The sequence below is a fragment of the Chryseobacterium sp. T16E-39 genome, from assembly GCF_002216065.1.
Lineage (GTDB): Bacteria > Bacteroidota > Bacteroidia > Flavobacteriales > Weeksellaceae > Chryseobacterium.
Genome location: NZ_CP022282.1, coordinates 2,251,744 through 2,272,226 on the forward strand (window position 1 = coordinate 2,251,744; position 20,483 = coordinate 2,272,226).

The 20,483-nt window shown below is 35.9% G+C and carries 17 protein-coding genes; 3 read left to right on the forward strand and 14 right to left on the reverse strand.

Annotated features, from left to right (window positions below):
* Positions 1 to 115 precede the first annotated feature (115 nt).
* The 10 genes from CEY12_RS10250 to CEY12_RS10295 form a co-directional block, all read right to left on the reverse strand.
* Positions 116 to 706, reverse strand: coding sequence for a hypothetical protein (locus CEY12_RS10250; protein WP_089027602.1), 591 nt, complete (start codon positions 704 to 706; stop codon positions 116 to 118).
* 14 nt (positions 707 to 720) lie between these two features.
* Positions 721 to 3,114, reverse strand: coding sequence for a TonB-dependent receptor (locus CEY12_RS10255; RefSeq protein WP_089027603.1), 2,394 nt, complete (start codon positions 3,112 to 3,114; stop codon positions 721 to 723).
* A gap of 215 nt (positions 3,115 to 3,329) precedes the next feature.
* The gene (locus CEY12_RS10260; RefSeq protein WP_089027604.1) at positions 3,330 to 3,686 is read right to left on the reverse strand and encodes a hypothetical protein; all 357 of its coding nucleotides are present in this window, start codon (positions 3,684 to 3,686) and stop codon (positions 3,330 to 3,332) included.
* An 80-nt stretch (positions 3,687 to 3,766) separates the two neighbouring features.
* The gene (locus tag CEY12_RS10265; RefSeq protein WP_089027605.1) at positions 3,767 to 5,704 is read right to left on the reverse strand and encodes an ABC-F family ATP-binding cassette domain-containing protein; all 1,938 of its coding nucleotides are present in this window, start codon (positions 5,702 to 5,704) and stop codon (positions 3,767 to 3,769) included.
* Positions 5,705 to 5,864: 160 nt separating this feature from the next.
* A complete protein-coding gene (locus CEY12_RS10270) occupies positions 5,865 to 7,187 on the reverse strand; it encodes a T6SS phospholipase effector Tle1-like catalytic domain-containing protein (protein ID WP_089027606.1) in 1,323 nt (440 codons plus the stop codon).
* A 142-nt stretch (positions 7,188 to 7,329) separates the two neighbouring features.
* Complete coding sequence (locus CEY12_RS10275; protein ID WP_089027607.1) at positions 7,330 to 8,007, reverse strand: response regulator transcription factor; 678 nt, start codon at positions 8,005 to 8,007, stop codon at positions 7,330 to 7,332.
* A complete protein-coding gene (locus CEY12_RS10280) occupies positions 7,991 to 8,689 on the reverse strand; it encodes a sensor histidine kinase (protein WP_228409837.1) in 699 nt (232 codons plus the stop codon). Before CEY12_RS10280 ends, CEY12_RS10275 begins: the two co-directional genes overlap by 17 nt.
* 65 nt (positions 8,690 to 8,754) lie before the next feature.
* Positions 8,755 to 9,378: a hypothetical protein gene (locus tag CEY12_RS10285; RefSeq protein ID WP_089027608.1), complete on the reverse strand. Its 624-nt coding sequence runs from the start codon at positions 9,376 to 9,378 to the stop codon at positions 8,755 to 8,757.
* Positions 9,379 to 9,385: 7 nt separating this feature from the next.
* Positions 9,386 to 10,114 (reverse strand): hypothetical protein, encoded by a 729-nt coding sequence (locus CEY12_RS10290; RefSeq protein ID WP_089027609.1) that lies wholly within the window; start codon positions 10,112 to 10,114, stop codon positions 9,386 to 9,388.
* Between the two features lie 172 nt (positions 10,115 to 10,286).
* Positions 10,287 to 10,904, reverse strand: coding sequence for a DUF5715 family protein (locus tag CEY12_RS10295; RefSeq protein WP_172821027.1), 618 nt, complete (start codon positions 10,902 to 10,904; stop codon positions 10,287 to 10,289).
* Between the two features lie 217 nt (positions 10,905 to 11,121).
* On the opposite strand from CEY12_RS10295, the gene aqpZ reads away from it, so the two are divergent.
* A complete protein-coding gene (gene aqpZ, locus CEY12_RS10300; protein ID WP_089029849.1) occupies positions 11,122 to 11,838 on the forward strand; it encodes an aquaporin Z in 717 nt (238 codons plus the stop codon).
* A gap of 49 nt (positions 11,839 to 11,887) precedes the next feature.
* Here aqpZ and CEY12_RS10305 read toward each other — a convergent pair whose 3' ends face one another.
* From CEY12_RS10305 to CEY12_RS10320, 4 genes are all read right to left on the reverse strand, one after another.
* Positions 11,888 to 12,433: a hypothetical protein gene (locus CEY12_RS10305; RefSeq protein WP_089027611.1), complete on the reverse strand. Its 546-nt coding sequence runs from the start codon at positions 12,431 to 12,433 to the stop codon at positions 11,888 to 11,890.
* Between the two features lie 275 nt (positions 12,434 to 12,708).
* On the reverse strand, positions 12,709 to 13,698 hold the full coding sequence (locus tag CEY12_RS10310) for an acyl transferase (protein ID WP_089027612.1): 990 nt from the start codon (positions 13,696 to 13,698) through the stop codon (positions 12,709 to 12,711).
* Positions 13,699 to 13,870: 172 nt separating this feature from the next.
* Complete coding sequence (locus CEY12_RS10315) at positions 13,871 to 14,662, reverse strand: UDP-2,3-diacylglucosamine diphosphatase (protein ID WP_089027613.1); 792 nt, start codon at positions 14,660 to 14,662, stop codon at positions 13,871 to 13,873.
* A 25-nt stretch (positions 14,663 to 14,687) separates the two neighbouring features.
* Positions 14,688 to 15,134, reverse strand: a complete 447-nt coding sequence (locus tag CEY12_RS10320) for a 6-pyruvoyl trahydropterin synthase family protein (protein WP_089027614.1) — start codon at positions 15,132 to 15,134, stop codon at positions 14,688 to 14,690.
* Positions 15,135 to 15,389: 255 nt separating this feature from the next.
* Here CEY12_RS10320 and CEY12_RS10325 point away from each other — a divergent pair, with 255 nt between their 5' ends.
* On the forward strand, positions 15,390 to 17,015 hold the full coding sequence (locus tag CEY12_RS10325; protein ID WP_089027615.1) for a T9SS type A sorting domain-containing protein: 1,626 nt from the start codon (positions 15,390 to 15,392) through the stop codon (positions 17,013 to 17,015).
* 2 nt (positions 17,016 to 17,017) lie between these two features.
* Entirely contained in the window at positions 17,018 to 20,482 is a 3,465-nt protein-coding gene (locus CEY12_RS10330; RefSeq protein WP_089027616.1) for a hypothetical protein, read from the forward strand.
* Position 20,483: the final 1 nt, after the last annotated feature.

Here is a 20,483-nt window from a genome sequence, read left to right on the forward strand (position 1 = left end):
AAAATATGAAATTTTTATCAAAATATCTCATTTCAAATAAATTCTTAAGCATCAAATATTTATAAATAAAAAACCACTGAAAGTTTCAGTGGTTTTATTCATCGATCGATCTCTATTAATTACTAATTTTATAGGTAGCCTGAGCATCTGTTTCTCCACCTGTGTGAGATCCAAACACAACTCCATTTCCACTAACAGATGAGGCTTCAGAAACACTTACAGGCTCATGATACAAAGTAAGAACCAGCTGACTTTGTGCGGAAGCGTTTTTAACCGCCTTATTAACTACCCATTTGGTTTTAAGACCTACGCGTTTTCCATCTCCTCTTGTAGAAGTAGCATCATCAGTACGTGTTAAAGTAAGGTCTGAATTTGGGAAGTTATATACCAGGAAGTGCTCATCTTTTGCTGTTCTGATTTCTTCTGTAGCGTCCTCTTCTCCATTTTTGAAAATCACCTCAACGTTATATGTATGACCATCTGTTAATTTAACAGTAGGGTTTGTAGTACTATTTACCTGATAATCATAAATTATTGGTGCATTAGGTGTCGCCTCATCAGTCACTCTCAATAACACATCTGAAAGTTCTTCCTGTGGAAGATCATCTGATTCATCATCACTTCGGTTACAAGACGTTAAGCTTAAAGAAAAAGCGATTATTAAAAGTCCTAAAATTAGCGTTGTATTTTTAAAAATATTTTTCATTTTTTTGATTTTAATTAAAATTGATATCTAAGAGTTAGTATAAAATTTCTCCCCATTTCGCTGGAGAAAAAGCGCAACCTGTTCAGATAGTCTCTGTAGGCGCGATCAAATACATTTCGAACGGAAAAGTCCACTCCGAAATTTTTAGACAGATTCACACCTGCCTGCAGATTCCAAAGAGAATATGCTGCAGGTGGCGTAGATACGTCCACTTCTTTTTTATAAGGATTTCCATCAGTATCATATTTGGTAATAGGAAAATTGTAAATTGGAAATCTAGTTTGTTTTAAAACGGTATTATTACTTACATTAAAATAAAAGTTGTTCCATTCTTTTTTATTGAATTCTACCGAATTGTTAAAATTGGGTGGCATCATCATAATAAGAGGAACGTCATTGGTTATATCCTGACCATACACATAGGAAGCGCTTCCTTTATATCCAAGATGATCATTGATCTTTAGTGCTACATCTACATCTACACCGTACATTCTGGCATCTATCTGCTGATATTCATACACCACAAAGTCTCCACCCCATTGTGTATTTTGATATCCTGTAGGTATTTCATTGATAAAATTCTTGGTATAAAAGAAATACGGGTTTACCGAAAGGCTTAAGCCTCCGAGTACATTTAATTTTGCATCTGCAATTAAATTAAACTGATTCCCTGTTTCACTTTTAATTCTCATATCTCCTCTCTCAATGATTGCTGCAGAATGGTGAAGACCGTCAGCAAAAAGCTCAGCCACATTTGGAGATCTGGAAACCCTGGCATAATTAAATCTCAGATTAAAACTGTCTGATGGATGATAGGTGATTCCGGCATTAGCGGAAATATTATTGAAGTTCAATTCGGGTTTTGTAAGAATTCTATTCTGATTAATTCTAACCACAAAATTAGAATAATCAGCAGCGTATAATTTATTCCATTTACTAAGGTCATACCATTTGGTCACTTCGTAACGGTCAAAATCATATCTGGCACCAGCTTCTATATCTAATTCGGGCAAAACCTTATATTTAAATACTGAATAAACTCCTGCATAAAATCTATCATAATTGGGCACCAAACGTCTGGCTTCAGTATCAGGATTAGAATAATTGTTCTGATACCCTCCATTAATTCCCGTCTCAAGATTCCATTTTGTTCTTTCGATAAAGTGATTAATGTTTATATCATTGGTAATTAATTCTAAATCCAATCCCGGCTTCTTGCTTAGCTCTTCAGTTCGGCGAATATCATATTCTTTTCTATGATTGTACTGAAAACTGTAAGTAGCTGTAATTTTTCCAAAATCTTTAAATCTTTGGTAAGCGGATATTTTAGCAATATGATGTTCAATCTCCTGTCTTGGATTATCGATATCATAACTAAAAGGTCTTTTATAAAGCGGTTCCTGATTAGAAAGTGCCTCATCAAGATCATCTGCAGAACCCACATGTGAACTTCTTAAAATTCCAATTGAATTATTGGTTAGATAGTAATCAAATGAAATTCCTTTATTAAAAGTTAGCTTTTGAACTCCAAAATTGAATCCTGAATTCTGAACTCCCGTATTCATTAATCCATAATCCGGAGCATCTAAATCCCCTAGCTTTTTAAAGCTTCCATTGGTTTTAACTGCCCAGCCATTTTCCCAGGTCTTAACCAGTTTCACATTAAGATTAGCCCCTCTACCATTAGATATTCCGGAAAGCAAGACAGAACCCATAATTGTATCTTTCTTGGGTAGGATCTGTGGTTGCAAAAGAACGACTCCTCCAATTGCACCATTACCATACTTTAATGCTGATGCTCCTTTTATGACATCGATATGTTCAAAATTGTTAACATCTACATTTGGAGCATGCTCTACTCCCCATTCCTGTTCTGCCAATTTGACGCCATCATTTAATATAGCAACACGGCTGCCATATAGCCCGTGAATAATTGGTTTTGCAATATTATTTCCCGTTTTCAGGACGTTCACACCTGAAATATTAGTTAAAAGGTTTCCTAAATTTTCAGTTGCATTTCTTGTCAATACTGTTTTATCCAGGGTTTTCACCACCATACTGCCGTTATTCTTGTGGCTTCCATGTATCGTTACGGTTTCAATATCCTGAATATGATGTTCCAGTATTATAGTTAAGTGAAGATCCTGACTAACTCCTATATTTTCAGTATAATCATGACAATCAGGATGCTTAGCAATGAGATTATAGGATCCCGCAGGAATTTTATTAAATAAAAACTTACCTGCTTTATCTGTTTTTGCGGTAAAGGTTCCTATTTTCACGACAGCATTTTCAAGCATGCTTTTATCGTGAAAATCCTGAACAGTTCCTTCAACAGTATAAGTTTTTTGTGCGTTTGTAAGTACCAATCCACAAAAGATCAGTAATAAACTATATATCAATTTCATTGTTAATAGATTGATTGCGTACTTAAAAAGTACATTTTTCGTAAAAATTTGTTGCTTTATTTCTGTTGCACCCCGTAAGAGATACAATGTATTAATGTAGGAAACAAGAGGTATTTGTATATGCAATGCATGTATTATACAATGACTTCATTAAGCCACGAATAGTAGAATACCGTACATCAGCCCTACATTAAAGCCAATAAAAAATCTATAGGTTATGAAATTGTGGGGGGACCCCGAAGTTGAAAAGTAAATTTTGTCTGAGACCAGATGAGCTCCTGAACAGCAATAAGCTGTTTGATTTCCTGCGTATAGCCTTCAAAAGAAAAATTAAATTCTTCAGGAACCAATGTATGTCCTGTAGCTAAGAAATGACAGGCCAAACAATCACCTACTTTTTCCTTAGCTACATTTTTTGTAATTGTATTTTCAGATTTTCTCAGATTAAAATTCCTGAAATTATCTATCGGATCATGATGGTGAAAGCTTTGAGAAAACAGCGCAAGAAAATAGATCCCAAACAAAAGTCTGGAGATAAAATTCTTAAATTGTCTGGTTTCCTTAAAAATCATGCATCAAAAGTAACAATAATAATTGTAATTATTCAATAAAAATAATAACCTCAATTAAAACCCCGATAATACTCAATCACTTACTCCAGCTGAGAAGCTAAATGCTCCCACTCCTGTAAAGCAAGCTCTAAATCCGCTTTTATCTTATTATATTCTTCCAATCTCTCATCGGAAGGGTTTTCTTTTGCAAAAGAGGCTTCCATTTCTTCAGATTGAGTCTCCAACTCTGAAATTCTCTCTTCTACCTTCTTTATTTTATTCTGGATATTTTTTTGTTCCTTGCTTATAAAACCTGGTTTTGGCTGAGATACGGGTTGTTCTTTTTCTACTACCTCTACTTTAGCTTTCACTTCTACTTTTACATCATCATGAAGTTTTGCCTTTTCAGCAGAAATTTCTCTAATGGTTTCTTTCTGTCTGTATTCCAGATACTCATTAATGTCCCCAAGAAACTCTTTCATTTTCCCATCACGGAATTCAAAAATCTTATCACAAAGCCCTTGAAGAAACTCCCTGTCGTGAGAAATCACAATCAATGTTCCTTCAAACTTCTGCAGTGCGAGCTTAATAATCTCCTTAGACTGGATGTCAAGGTGATTGGTAGGTTCGTCCATGATCAATGTATTGAAAGGACGTAACAACAATTTACAAAGTGCCAGACGGTTTCTTTCTCCCCCGGATAAGACTTTGGTCTTTTTTGTTACGGCTTCACCCTGAAATAAGAATGATCCTAATAAATCTCTTACTCTGGGTCTGGTCTCTTCTGTAGCTGCATCTTCTGCTTCTTCTAAAACCGTTTTATTGGGTGTTAATACTTCTTCCTGATTCTGAGCAAAGTATCCAATGTTTACATTATGACCTAAGTTCCAGGTTCCGCTATAATCCTTGATTTCTCCTGCAAGAATTTTTGCAAGGGTTGTTTTTCCCTGCCCGTTCTGACCTAAAAGAGCAATTCTATCCCCACGCTGAACAATAAAATCCACATCATCAAAGATCTGCTTATTTCCATAAGCCTTCCCTAGTTTTTCCGCCTCAAAATTAACTTTACCAGGAACCACAGACTGAACAAATCGGATATTAAATTTGGAAACGTCATCATTTTCCACTTCAATACGTTCTACTTTGTCTAGTTTTTTAATCAAAGATTGCGCAAATGCCGCTTTAGAAGCACTCGCACGGAATTTATTGATCAGTTCTTCGGTATGTTTTATTTCAGCATCCTGGTTCTTTTTAGCCTGGATAAGCTTTTCTTTTCTATCTTTTCTAAGCTCAAGATACTTGGTATAATCCGCTTTATAATCATCCACTTTCTTATTGTTGACATCGAAAGTCCTGTTACAGACTGCCGTCATAAACTGCTTGTCGTGACTTACCAGAACAATCGCTCCGGGATAATCTTTAAGGAAGCTTTCCAGCCAGATGATAGATTCCATATCAAGGTGGTTGGTAGGCTCATCGAGAAGCATCACATCATTCTTTTGCAGAAGAAGTTTTGCCAATTCAATTCTCATTCTCCAACCTCCTGAAAACTCATCCGTAATTTTCTTAAAATCATCTGCTTTGAAACCCAGACCAAATAATACCTTCTCCATATCTCCCTCAAGGTTGTAGGCATCGTGGTGCATTAAAAGATCATTCAGCTCGGTCATTCTATTGATCAGATCGGTATAGGCATCACTTTCATAATCTGTTCTTACAGTCATCTGGTGATTCACTTCTTCAAGTTCGTTTTTCCACGCATTGATCTGTTCAAAAGCCTGCATTGTTTCATCCCAAACAGTTCTTCCTTTCACAAAATCCAAATCCTGCTTTAGAAAACCAATTGTAATATTTCCATCAGGTACAACATTTCCTTCGTAGAATGTAATTTCTCCGGAAAGCATCTTTAACAGAGTCGATTTCCCCGCTCCATTTTTTCCTACCAAACCAATCTTATCATCCCTTTTAATGGTGAAATTCACATTTTGAAACAAATAGTTTCCTGAATGATGTAACCCTAGACCTTGAACCGAAAGCATTTAATGATATAATTTAAGAATTAATACTGAATATTTTTCGGGTGCAAAAATACGGAAAAAGAAATGAATAGACCAGAAATAAAAAAAGCTCCTCATATGAGAAGCTTTATTACCTAATATAAAACTGAAAAAAGTACGAAAATTTAATATATAAAGGGTATTAAATTAATATAGACCGATCCCATATGTCGTTATTCGGAACATTGGCACCATATGCAAAATCAGTGACAGAACCATCTTCAAGAATATGGATATTCGATGATAAGTTAGGATGGATGGTATCCACTGTTTTATGAGAAGGAACATTCAATCCGTTGTTGATCAATTCAACATCAATCCCATTTTTAGATTCCAGAAGCACCCGATTGTCATATAATCCAAAATTAGCTGAGATATGGGTATAGGATTCAAATTCTTCATACCGGTAAGCTGGCTTCAGTTCCGGATCAAGATCTATGACATATTTTTCGAGATCATTTGAAAATGACACCAAAAATGGATGCGCCCGCTCATCTATAGCAAAATCGGCATTTGTAAAGCCAGTACCGAAGACCTGCTGTACCCTGTTGGATTCCAGCAGCAATAATTTCCCGTACACTTTTGAAAGATCGTGATATACTTTCTTCCTTGCCATATAAGCCTGGGAAAAAACATCCCCGGAGTCGATCTTGTATCCTTTTAAGAGATGAAACCATATTTTATTACCCCCTGCATCCCGCATTGTGTTCCTGATATTCCCAATATAGGTTTCAACATCTTTAGTCCTCATAAAATTAGGGGATATATAAACCGATTGTGGCCCCTCAAGATAACCGCCTCCAATATCTGCATGAGCTCCGGGCACAAATATTTCTTTCCATACGGAAGTATCTGTCTCCGTTTTTGTATCATCTGTATTTTTTGACTCTTCGAAAAAACCAGTAAGAGGGAAAAAGTACCTGCATTCATTGACTGCACAAAGATGAATAGCATTTTCTATTCGGGGTAGTAAGTTCGTATCATAATTATTAAAAGGAGTCGATTCAACGGTATCAAAAACACCTAAAAACTTCACAGTAACATTGCCCAGTATTCTGGACTCCGGTTTTAATAGTTCGTAGCAGAAATTTCTGGCAAGCATTGCCCCCCTGCTAAATCCATATACATAAAACTGATATTCTTTACTCCTGTCCTTCATGAGTTCCTGAACGAAATAAAATGCTCTCGCCAGCTTATCATCGGAAGAATAACCTACATATCCGACAGGATTCTTACAGGTTGCCATGGCAAAATTACTATCCCCGGCACCCGTCACCGTTCCTATTCCTTCAATATATATTTTTTGATCCCCTTCAAATAAATTGAAAAGTTTATATACATTCGTTATTCCGCTATAATAACTTTCATTATTACGTTCTGGCTTTCTGCCTGATGTTGCATTGAATCCGTTATTTCCTGTGCCGTCAAAAAATATTCCGACAGAGATCATCTTACTATTTTCCATTATTCTTCATATTTTAGAATGGAATGATTTCCAAACCCTTAGTGATTATAAGCCTCACGACTTATCTCTCAAAGTAAACACAGAAAACAGCGGAATACTAGCGTAAAAAACACCAAAAAAAAAATTCCGTATTTCTACGGAATTATATTCTTTCAATGGAATAAATATTATTAATAATGGCGTAGATCACAATACCGACCGTATTTTTAGCACCAATCTTTTCCAAAACTCTTTGGCGGTGGCTCTCTACTGTCCTGGGGCTTATAAAAAGTTTTTCAGCAATCTCGTTATTGGTATATTCCTGACAGATCAGCTTCACGACATCCTTTTCCCTTTCAGAAAGCTCATCTTCCATTTCGAATAAGGATTTTTTCTTGCTGGAACTGTTCATGTATGAAAACAGCATCTGATGATCTTCAGCAGTAAAATACACTCCGTTTTTAAATACCGTTGTGATGGCATCAATAAACGTTTTTTTATCCGAGTTTTTCGGAAGAAAAGCAGATACTCCCAGCTTCACCATATATCCTAAAATAGAACTTTTGTAATGAGAAGAGAGAATGATTATTTTAAGATCAGGATATTTTTCTTTCAGGATTTCAACCAATTCGAAACCATTCATAGGCTGCATCTGCACATCAACTAAAGCAATATCCGGAAAATCTGCACCTGACAGTTTTTCAAGATTATCAATAAAATCACGACCGTCACTGGCAGTGAGACATACTGATATATTTTTTTCATTCGACAACAACAGCTTTACTCCTTCCAGAATTAGTTGTTCATCATCGATTAAGGCTATTTTAATTTGAGGGTTCATTGTGATAAGGAATTTTAATAATTAAACGGCTTCTCTTCTGCAATACATTTTTCCATTTATGAACTGCATTCATAGATTTTATTCTGGATTCTATATTACTGATCCCCATTCCTTTCTTTACAGATTCGTAATCGAAACCCTGACCATTGTCTGTAATGACAACGATCATGTCATCCGGATAATCTTTGATGTAGATCCAGATTTCCGTAGCTGAGGAATGTTTGATCACATTGGTCGTAAATTCCTGAATGATCCTATACAGCTGAACTTCAATAAAAATACTTTTTTTCCGATACCCAGGAGCTACATGCAATGAAATATTGATCTTGTGTGAAAGGTTAACGATCAGTTCTTCTATATATAGTACCAGACCTACAGATTCCAGATTCACAGGATACAATGAATGCGAAATAGTTCTGGCAGAATCTATTAACGCCGACATCTGATTGTGTATATTTCTTTTGATCAGTTCATCCCCTTTGGTATCAAGATTATTCAGCCACAGAGAAAGAATATTGAGTCGATTACCGATATCGTCATGAATCATCACCGCAATACGTTTACGCTCTTCTTCCTGAGCCTTGATATTTTCTAACACCAGACTTTTCTGATGAAGAACCTCAGCTTCATGCTGAGCATTTTTTTCCTTAATAATCCGGTCTACAAAAGTTTTATATGCCAATAAAATAAATAATACGATAACTGCTATGGTAACAATTATCAGTATTAGAAAATCAATATGTAGTGTTACTTCTTTAATTTGATAAATGTATATATAAATGAGCCATATAAAATACTCGACAGGATATTATTCGTTCCCAAAATCGCATAATAATCGTCCTCTGATAAAGTAGCAATCTGGTGCTGAATAATAAAAATAAATACAGAAACAGAATAATAAAAAAAGATACAGGCATCTACTAAAGTAAATCGGTTGATACTTTTACCATTTTTAATCTGCTGCAACAAAGTATACCCTGCAAAGCAAATAATAATGATATTGGAAGTCACTTTCACAATATCACTATTAAAATAAGTACTAAAGATCTGATTAAAAATCAAAAATCCAACAGATAACATGAATACTACAATCCATAGATATTTTGATCCATTCAGTTTTTTAATAAATAAACTTGTCAGTAAAAAAAATTCACCAGCTATATAGATAGGATACAGAAATGAAGTATCCTTATATCCAAGAATGGTGGTCAAAAAATTCGTAGAAGCTTCTATTAATAACAAAAAACCGATATAAAATACATATAATTTTTCGTCTTTTCTTAGCGCAGGGTACTTAAAAACCCCAAAAATAAAAGAGATAAGAAGCAGAACATTCGTGATCCCCCATGTAGTGATAAAATAGCTGTGCATGATTATTTTATAATTGACAGATAGGAGGACATGGTCTTGACCAATCGTACGTATTGGAGATCACCTCCATACTTCCTGTATTTTGTAAGTCCTGATAAAAAGAAATGAAAATCAATGTTACCAATGTTCTCTGATAGATCTCAGAAAATTTGATTCCAAATGAACATACGATATAAGAAAGTCCCTCTTTTGATGGATTCAGGTCTTCAGCAGGTACATAAAATCTTTTAAAAATTCTTGTTCCTTTAAATTCATCACATTCTCTATAAAACCAGGTTGATGATTCATCACGCCACAGTTCTATAGCAGCAACAGCTTTATCCTGTTCCATTACCGGCATATTGGCTACCGGAAAATACATATCTGCTGTTTTATCTACCTGCTGCAAATCTTTAGAAAGAACTGCATTTTTCACCAGGGTATATTCCTGTGTCTCTATCAGCGTCAGGTTCGTGGTCAATACAGAAAGAATACTGTAAGGGTATTCATTAACCGCAATTTTCTGTCCGCTAGGATCAAGAGGACAAAGAATGAGTACCAGTTGATTTTTATAGACTCCCATTTCAGAACAAAAGTCTGTGCATTTATTATTCCTCTTCACCCAGTCAATCTGGTCCAGTGAAAGGATAAAAACATAATTAGGCGGGATTAGCTTTTGTATTGTTGAATAATCCTTGGAACTGGCATCCCAGGCAGCGATCGCAGCGGTATACTCTTCTTTGTTAAAAATTGTCATATTTGCATGGTTTTTAGTGCTATAAAATTATATAAACTAAACTACCTATGCAAACATCTCCTCTATAATTGAAGATTTATTATTATATTTCAAATATAATTGAATAAACTTTTTAAATCATCAATAAGCTACTATAAACTCAGCGAACAAAGAGTTTTATTCACCTTTGAGTTTAATAATTCCTAACTGTAATATGGTAGCAGCTTTGTTGTCTTTCTTTTATATAATAGATCCGTCCGGCATTCGCATAATACTTCAATACTTTTTCCAGGGCAATTTCCATTTTAGGATTATATTTCAGAAGATTATTGAACCTTACGTAAGAAATATCAAAGGAGTTTCCGTAATTATGAGAACTGATTCCCAAAGAAGCATTAGAGTTTACCCTTCGCAGCCTGCACTGATCTTCAAGCGTTCTCGTCATTGATGAAACCGTAAAAGTATGTCCCTTCGATTCTTTACTGAATTTCGCGCCTATTTTTTCAAGCGTAGTTTTAGCTTTAGAAACTAAATAAGCCCTGCTGTAATCTAATTTCTGAACACGATACCCTTTTCCACTTTTCTTTACTTTATGAAGCTTTCCATTGCTGATATATTTTTGAATGGTTTTAGAGTCCTTAAGTAATTTAATCCCAAAACTTTTTGAAGCATCAATATGAGGTTTGTAAAGAGGGGTTGGTTCAACTTTTAAGACTTTCGTAAGATCATAGCAAGGTGCCATTTTTCTAGAAGGTTGTGCAGAACAAAAAACCAATAGACATCCAAAAACTAAACACAGAAACTTTTTCATTCGCACTTTTTTTAATTTAAAAACGAAAAATAATCATTTATGTGATACAATTCAACCGTAAGAGAAGTATCATTAAAACATATCTTTCAGTAAATCCTCAATAACATTATCAGATTCACACTTGTTGATTAATTTAATTTAATTCTTTTTAAAAAATAATTTGAAAGTTTGAAATTTAAACTATAAATTTGGTTTCAATATAAAAATAAACATTATGATAAAAAAACTTTTTGCTGAATTTTTCGGCACATTTTGGCTTGTTTTCGGAGGTTGCGGAAGTGCAGTTTTTGCTGCAGGGGTTCCGGACATCGGAATCGGACTTTTGGGTGTTGCTTTAGCATTTGGTCTTACTGTTCTCACTATGGCATATGCTGTAGGTCATATTTCCGGTGGACACTTTAATCCGGCGGTTAGTTTCGGACTGTTAGCCGGGGGGAGATTTCCCTTCAAAGATCTGATTTCGTACATTGTTGCACAGTGTTTAGGCGCCATTGCAGCAGCAGGCTGTCTTTACATTATCCTGAACGGAGCCGGTGCATTCACCACTGAAGGACCAGGCGCCTTTGCCACGAATTTCTATGATATGCCAGGCTACCATAACAGGAGTTATTCGATGGGAGCTGCATTCTTAGCAGAATTTCTGTTAACTGCATTCTTCTTGATTATCATTATGGGAGCAACGGATAAATGGGCAAATGGAAAATTTGCGGGAATAGCAATTGGTTTTGCTTTAACCCTGATTCACCTGATCTCAATTCCTATTACAAATACTTCCGTTAACCCTGCAAGATCCCTTTCCCAGGCTCTGTTTGTAGGAGGCGCTGCAATGTCTCAGCTTTGGCTGTTCTGGGTAGCTCCTATTCTGGGCGGAATTGCCGGTGGGCTGATCTATAAGTTTTTGCTTCAGCGATCAGATACCGAAGTAGCAGCTTAACTGAAAAAATATATAAAAAAATCCTGCCAGTATCTCCGGCAGGATTTTTTTATTTTCTTTTTTTGATCTCAAAAGGATTTTTAAAAATGAGTTCTTCATATTTTCCTTTGATCTCCATTTTTCGCTGCAGCAGATTCAATGCCATCTTCCGGATAAAAAGATCTTTGTCATTAAGCTTCCAATAAGAATCTTCATGTACCTGAACCGGCTTTCTGATGAGATAAAATTCAGTTTCCCAGGTATCTGCATTATGATAGAATTCAATGATTCCACAGTGTTCAGGAATTGCAGCATGTTCAACCATCCCCATAGGAAGTAAAAAACTGAACGCATTACAGACATAGTCCCCACAGGAAATCTTATCATGTTTTAAAAACTTCTCTCCTGTAGCTGTATTTAGATATGATTTTTTAAAATCGTTTTTAAAATCACTTTTAGATAACTTAATTTCAATTTCATGACTCAACCCCGCAGCATCAATGATCAGAATATCCGCTTCCCAGTCAGAATGAAAATGATTGGTCAGGACAATTTCTTTCTCAAAATCACATTGAGAATGGATGAATGCGTGGACAAGTTCTTCTATTTTTAGCATTTCTTTTGATTTTGAGGGTTTTAGGGCAAATGAGTTTGAGAGAGCTTGAGCTATTGATAATAATTAAAATAGAGTCATCACGTTGAGCAGATTTTGCAAAAAAATCGTATCGAGAAACTGTTGAGTTATGCGTGAAAATTCCGGTCATTTAGAAAACGTTCCCGGCACAAAATCATTCTTCATTTCATTATGAAGTATTTCACTCGAACTAACTGAAAACACATAATAAACAGTTACAACACGCATCCCGAACCTCGAAACACGAATCTCTACAATCAGCTCACCAATAAACTACACCCACGGATATCAGAGTGATCAATTCTTCCCAGGATCTGAAATTTACCTTCGGGAAGTATTTTTCCTAAATCCTGCGTGGCAATAAAAGAACAGGAATGAAAATTTGCCAGATCAATAATATTGACCGCTCCGGTTCTCCCCTCTTTCTCATAAGTCAAAGGATCCTCCGCATTTCTTACCAGGATACGCATCCATTTTGGACATTCGTATTCATTATTTCCCAGGGAATAAGCCTGTGACAAGAGTTCTGTCATGGAATATTCAGAATATATTGCATCTGTATTAAAACCCTGTTGTAAAATGGCCAGCAATTCATGTTTTGTCATTTCTTCCTTACGTCCCTTCATTCCCCCTGTTTCGATTACAATAAGGTTTTCTGAAAATCCCAATGATTCACCACCTCTTTCTGAATGGCAGTAATCAATGAAATCTAAAAGCGCAAAGGAAACCCCAAATAAAATAACCTTTCTGCCCTTCAAAGTCTTCAGAAGATCAAAAAGATCAGAATGATTATATAAGAAATACCCATTTTCAGGCTGCGCAGAAACATTCATCAGATAATCTACCATATAGATCAATGAAGAATTTTGTTTTTCAAGGTAACTTGGCAGTAACCCCAGAAAAATAAACTCTTCAGGTTTCCCTATAAACTGCTCAAAACTTTTATAGATACTTTCGCGATACAGATTTTCATTGGCAATATAATGTTTGGAAAGGTTCATCTGCGTCGTTCCCGAACTCTGAAAGTACAGGTCAGCAACAACCCTTTTGTCCAGGACCTGATGATTCTTAAACATTTCTATAGGTAAAAACGGGATCTTCGTCACAGCATCCACGGTATCAGGATCAATCCTTAGGTAATCCACAAATTTCCTGTAAACTTCAACGTTTTCATATTGATAACGAAACGTTTTCAATGATGCATCCAAAAAGTCCTGCTCGGTCTGTATGTTGAATATATTTTCCAATTTCTAAATTTTAAAAAATCTTACAATCTCATTATTAACCAGTTACTTAAAAAACATTCCTTTTTAATATTTTTTTAATAAAAATTGATTTTTTTGGTCAAGTTCTTGCAATGATGTATGCGGAATATGGATTAAAAACAGAGTGAATTTATTCATTCGAAGATTACCTCTTTTAGGGGTAATTTTTTTTTGTCTTTTCCTCAAAAGTCTTTAATTCGAAATCCTCCTCAAAGACCCCATAGGTAAAATAAGAGATCCAATCCCCTAAATTGATGTATTGTGCCTTTTGATTCAGCTCTAAAACCATAGGAAGGTGACGGTGCCCATAAATGAAATAATCAATTTTTTCAGTCTTTAGTTTTTCTTTTGAATAAATAATTAAAAACTCTTTATCCTCCCCTAAGAATGCTTTATCCTCTTCACCGGAAATCATTTTATTTTTCTGAGAAAGATATAATGCAATCTTCATCGCAATATCCGGATGAAGCCACTTAAAAGCCCATTGAGCAATAGGATTCGTGAACAGCTTCTTCATTCTTTTATACCCCTTGTCACCAGGTCCCAAACCGTCTCCATGAGCCAATAAAAACTGCTTACCTCCCATTTCAAAGTACTGTTTTTTATAAAACACAGTACAACCAATCTCTTCCTCCAGATAATCTTTCATCCATAGATCATGGTTTCCTACAAAGAAATAAACATGAATCCCCCGGTCTTTTAATTCAGCAATTTTTCCGAGCACACGAACGTACCCTTTAGGAATCACATATTTCCACTCGTGCCAGAAATCAAAAAGATCACCCATTAAAAATAAAACCTGGGCATCTTCCTTTATTTCATCCATCCAGCGTATAAACTTTTCTTCACGCACTTTGCTTTCCTTAGGATTAGGAGCTCCAAAATGCTGATCGGAAGCGAAATACACTTTTTTTCCAGGCTGTAAATTAATCGTTGTCTTTAACACCGGCTGAGTTATTTATTGAATTCAATTATAGATTATCTTCAGCAAACCATTCTCCATAAGAGTTTTCAGTTTCATGAAGTTTAAGGTAAGCCAAAGAAACTTCAGCGGGAAGCTTAGATTTTATTTTGGCTGCGATCGCATACAGCATATTTTCACACGTAGGTTGGAAATTGCAATAGATCACCTTATGCCCTCTTCCTTCAAGATCCTCCCCCAACTCTTTATGAGGCGACAGTCCATTGATCAATACCGCATGATCCCAAACATCTACAATTTCAGATTTTACAATACTTTTGATATCACCAAAATCCACTACCATCCCATTTTTAGGGTTCTCCAAATCATTAACAGGTTTTCCTTTCACTGTCACAAACAGCTTATAGGAATGTCCATGCATATTTTTACACTTTCCATCGTAATTATACAGCACATGTGCCGTCTCGAATGTAAAAATTTTTGTAATACGTATCATGCTGCAAAGATAAGGAATTTGGGATGAGTATGGGATACTGATTGAGGAGTATGATATGATCAATAAAAAATAATATCTCTATGCTATTTATTAAAATACACAAAATTACACGACGAGTTTTGTCGTATTAGAGGGATATCTTTGTAAAAATGAAAAAGATAAGATTAAATCTTTTTCACAAGCCTTTTCGCCGTGATGTAAAAAGAGTACTTTTGCGGAAATTATAAAACTATACTCATTTAATTAAACATAAGCATGAAAAAACTCTTCTCGAGTGCATTTTCGTTATGCACAATTCTGAGCCTCTCCGCTCAGGAAGTAATATGGCAGAAGGATATTAAATCCAATACTCAGGATTTTCTAAGCCAGGTTACGACGACCATTGATCAGCAGTATTTGATTACAGGAAGCGCTATACAAGAAGGAAGCCAGAAGAAGGAAGCTGGAAGTAATGCCAAGCAAAATAATGGGTATGATTTTCATTTGGTGAAACTGAATCAGCAAGGAGATCAGGTTTGGGAAAAGTACTTTGCGGGAAACAACCATGATTATCTATCAGCCACCGTGACCACCCAAGATGGTGGATTCCTTATTTCAGGCACCTCGCAATCGGGGAAAGGATTGGATAAAAAGGACAACTCAAAAGGAGGATCTGATATCTGGATCATCAGAATCAATGAGTTTGGAGATGAGCTTTGGCAAAAAACATTAGGAACTTCTGCGGATGAAGAAGCTAAAGCCGTTATTCAAACAACTGATTTAGGATTTTTTGTAGCAGGAACTTTCGGCTCTGCTCAGGATTCCAAAATAAAAGGATATGGTTCGAAAGATGTTTTGATCGTCAAATTGGATAAGAACGGAAAAGAAATTTCGCAATTGGTTTTAGGAGGCAGAGGATTAGACGAGGTTGAAAAAATGATTCCAACCAAGGATGGCGGAGCATTATTAGGAATTTATTCGAGAAGTTCCGAGTTTCGGGTTTCGGGTTCCGAAGGTCAAAGCTCAACTCCAGAAACCTCGAATCATGTATCTCGCTATCCAAAAACCACCAGCAATGAAGGCGAAGGAGACTATTGGGTTGTAAAACTCAGCAAAGATGGAAAAGTAGAATGGGAAAAGAATTTTGGAGGCAAAGGAGATGATCATTTAAGAACACTAGCTTTGACATCAAGTGGCTTCTTAATTGGAGGAGAATCCAGATCGGAAAGATCAGGAAACAAGACCGTTGGAATTGAAGAAGGAACAGATCTTTGGCTAATCTCTTTAAATGAAAAAGGAGATGAGAAGTGGCAGAAATCCTACAATTTCAAAAATAGAGATGTCTTAATGGGAATGAGTGTAATTCATTCAGCAGACGATAAGACATCCAAAGGAATTTTACTTGGTGGATACACTCAGGCTGAAGAACGAATAGAAACCGATGATGAAACCTTCTGGATGTTGTATCTGAATCAGGACGGGCAGGAGCAGTGGAGAAAATATGTGAGTGGAGACTCGAGACGAAGAGAAGAGAGACTTTCTGATATTAAACTCAACAGAGATGGATCAATCATTTTAGCGGGAACCAGTGCAGAGGAATTAGGAAAGGAGAACTGGAAGATTATCAAGTTAGGAGATAAACAATTGGATCAGCTGATCGAGAAACATGATATCAAGATCTATCCGAACCCGGTATCTGATTATGCCTATGTCGAAATAGGATTTGACTTTAAAGACGCAGATATTACCCTTTACGATATGGGAGGAAGACAGCTTCAAAATATAAAAACCAAGAATAAAGTGACGAAGATCAATACCCAACCTTTGATTCAAGGAGCATATCTCGTAGCCATAAAAACAGATACCAATAAAACGGCAAATGCCAAACTGATTAAAAAATAACTATGAAAAATTATATAAAAAAAGCTTTACCCACTGTGTTAAGTTTTTTATCCATTTCTTTTTATGCACAGGATTACAATAGTCTGTTTTCCTCTAAAGGGGCTGGAGATGGAACGGATGCTTTTAATATTGTCCCTCCTTCTCCGGAATCATTTTTCAGAACACAATTTGGGAATCTGAATTTCAATGAGTTTAAAGGATCTCCTAATATACAGATTCCAATATATGAGATTAAAGACGGTATCCTGAAGCTTCCGGTAACCTTAAACTATTCCAAAGCAGGCGTTAAGGTGAATGACATCCCCAATAGCACTGGAATGAACTGGCTCTTAGATACCGGTGGTATTATTACCAGAACGATTTATGATCTTGCAGACGAAGCAGCATCACAAAGGCTGGTATTAAATTCTACGGAATTGGGTAATCTTTCATCCCAGGCAGGTGCGCAGGATCTGGGAGTTTATTCCCATGATATATCCACCTCAATAGATAATGAAATTGACGTATTTAATTATTCAATACCTGGGTATAGTGGAAGCTTTTATTTAGATAAAAATTTCAATCCTGTCCTTTTAACTCAGGATTATAATCTTAAGATTGAAGCTGTAGATAATAATTTTAAAGTAAGCAAGTCCTTTATAATCACTACGTATAACGGAACAAAATATACCTTTGGAGGAGTTGGAGCTACCGAAAGAACATGGGTAAGATTACAAGGCACCCGTACCGGGATTACCAGCTTTTATTTAAAAACGATCGAAGATCTTTCCCATAATAAAATTGAATTCACTTACAATCAGGTGAGTTCAAAGATAATTCCATTAGGTGAACAGGAAACAGGGTTGCTACAAGCTCTGGATTTCCCATATGTGGATGCTGGTAGTGGGCAAACATATACAACAAATGCTCCATCTACTTCCGCGATCGGAACTTCAGGTAAAGTTTTAAATATAGCAGAGTCTAAATTTCTTGATAAAATTACTGCCGGAAATGAGGTCATCCAATTCAATTACATCACGGAAGCAAACAGTCCTTTCCAAAAAATAGGAAATATTGTAATTTCCCAGAATGGGGTGAATGCAAAGAAAATAACTTTTGATTACATTAATAGCAGCGGCACAACAGTCAGTGAAAAAAGATTTTTCCTGACATCTGTTAAAGAATATGCTGTCAAAAATAACGCAGACACTTTTATCAGTGAATATGCTTTGGATTATAATAATGCTTTAGATCTTCCTAAAAGACTATCCAGAAGTGTTGATTACCTTGGATACTATAATGGTAAAAACAATACAGCACTATTACCTAATCTGAAATTATTTGGAGAGCAGTATCCTATTTTTAATTCGAATACCAATTATGCAGACCGAAGACCTAATTTCGATTACGCAAAGTTAGGAACTTTAAGATCTATTACGTACCCTACAAAAGGAAAGACGATGTTCGAATATGAGTCAATACAGGCGAAAGTTCCCATCAATTATATTGGTGATTGTGTCATTGGAAATACCAATTATGTAAACCTCCCTTATGTAGATCAGAACGATTGGCTCCCATTAACCAATGAATCAACATTTACCCACTATGTTTCAACGATAGATGGAAATACCACCAATGCCCAAATTACTTTGATGCTTCATTCGGACAAGGAAATTAATCAACCTAATAAGGCAAATGCATTGTTTGAAATTACAGATCTGGCAACCAATCAGGTGATCTTTAGCAAGACTATCACTGTGATAAAAATGATTCAGGATATAACCAATACCTATACTGTCCCATTAGCCAATAACAAATCTTACAAATTCAACTTTAAAGTAAAAGATATTTGTTATGAATGTAACGGAAATGCACACATAGAATATCCTAATGTCTGGCAAAAAGTAGAGGACTCTAACATCAGGTTAAAAAGGCAATATGATGTTTCTGAGACCGGAACGATAAATATTAAAAGGCTTTACTATACAACTTATCAAAATATTAATAGTTTCGATGCTCTCGCTGCACCTTTGCACCCTCAATTTAAATCTTACAGCTACAATCAGGTAATGGGGCAAAACGCACCAACTCATGCTGAGCTTGGTTTCGCGTCCACCTATGAAACACTGTTTCATTCAGATATGCAAAGCTCAAGAATCCATTCAATTCAACAGGACGGAGAAGATACCCTTTTTGATATTAATGATCCTGTATATCCACAGGTGACCATCAGCTATGGTGGAGATAATTTTGAAAAGGGAGGAGAAGAAAAAACATTTGATATGAAGGCTTATACTGTCCCTAATGCTTTCGGTTTAAGACTTCCAAATGCTCAAGGAATGGCCCCTAATAGTCAGGTGGATAATACGAGCGCTTTAAACTTATTAATATCTACTGCTGAAAACACCCTGTATAAGCAACTGCCATTAGGTAATATCCAAGGGAAATTAATTTCCCACCGTATATTCAATAATAAAAATGGAAGTTTATTCGTAAAGAACAGTATTGAAAATGAGTATAATGCAATCATGGGAAATAATGCTGTTTACAGTCTTGCCGGCATTAAGCTTTATCCTTATGTAGTTCTCCCTCCCGGAGTTGATGAATCTACCTCATTAGATAATTTCTACATCGGACAATATAGGTTTCCTACCTATTCTGCCTTTCCCAGTACAACTAAAACGACAGAATATTTAGAAGATGTACCCGTGAGTGTTACAGATGACAGTTTGTATAAAAAATTGACTACAACAACCAATTTTACGTATGATAGTTTAGATAAACAGCTTTCAAAAAATACTGTACTGAATTCTGACGCAAGTATTCAGGAAATAACGTATCTGTATGCCCGTGAAAAAAACAACCAAAAACTAATCAATGCCAATATGATAGGTATTCCTTTAGAGACAAAGGTTGTTGAAAAACAAAATGCAGGAGATGCAGGAAAAGTAGTTTCCAGAACGGAAACAATGTATGACACTCTTAATAGCTATCTTCCAAGTTCTGTATTGTCTGATAATATTCTGAACAGTACCCCTTCTACGGATATCACCTATGACTGGTACGATCCTAAAGGCCATCTCCTTCAGTATACACCCAAAAGCGGTATCCCGGTTACCATAATCTGGGGATATAAAAGTTCTCAGCCTATCGCTAAAATAGAAGGTATTGATTACAGAAGTTTATCAGGCGTTGCTCAAACTTATATTACACAAATTATGAACGCTTCAGACGCGGATGCTGTCGATCCGACAAAAGAAGGCGACCTTCTTACAGCCTTGGATGCTTTTAGAAAGAATCCTGATCTCTCCGCATATCAGATCTCCACCTATACCTATGATCCATTGATTGGTCTCACCAGTATTACGCCACCTTCAGGGATCAGAGAAGTATACGTTTATGATTCAGCTAACCGCCTGGTAGAAATAAGACAGGGTTCCAAAACAGGAAATATTTTGAAGGAATTCAAATACAATTATAAAAACTAAG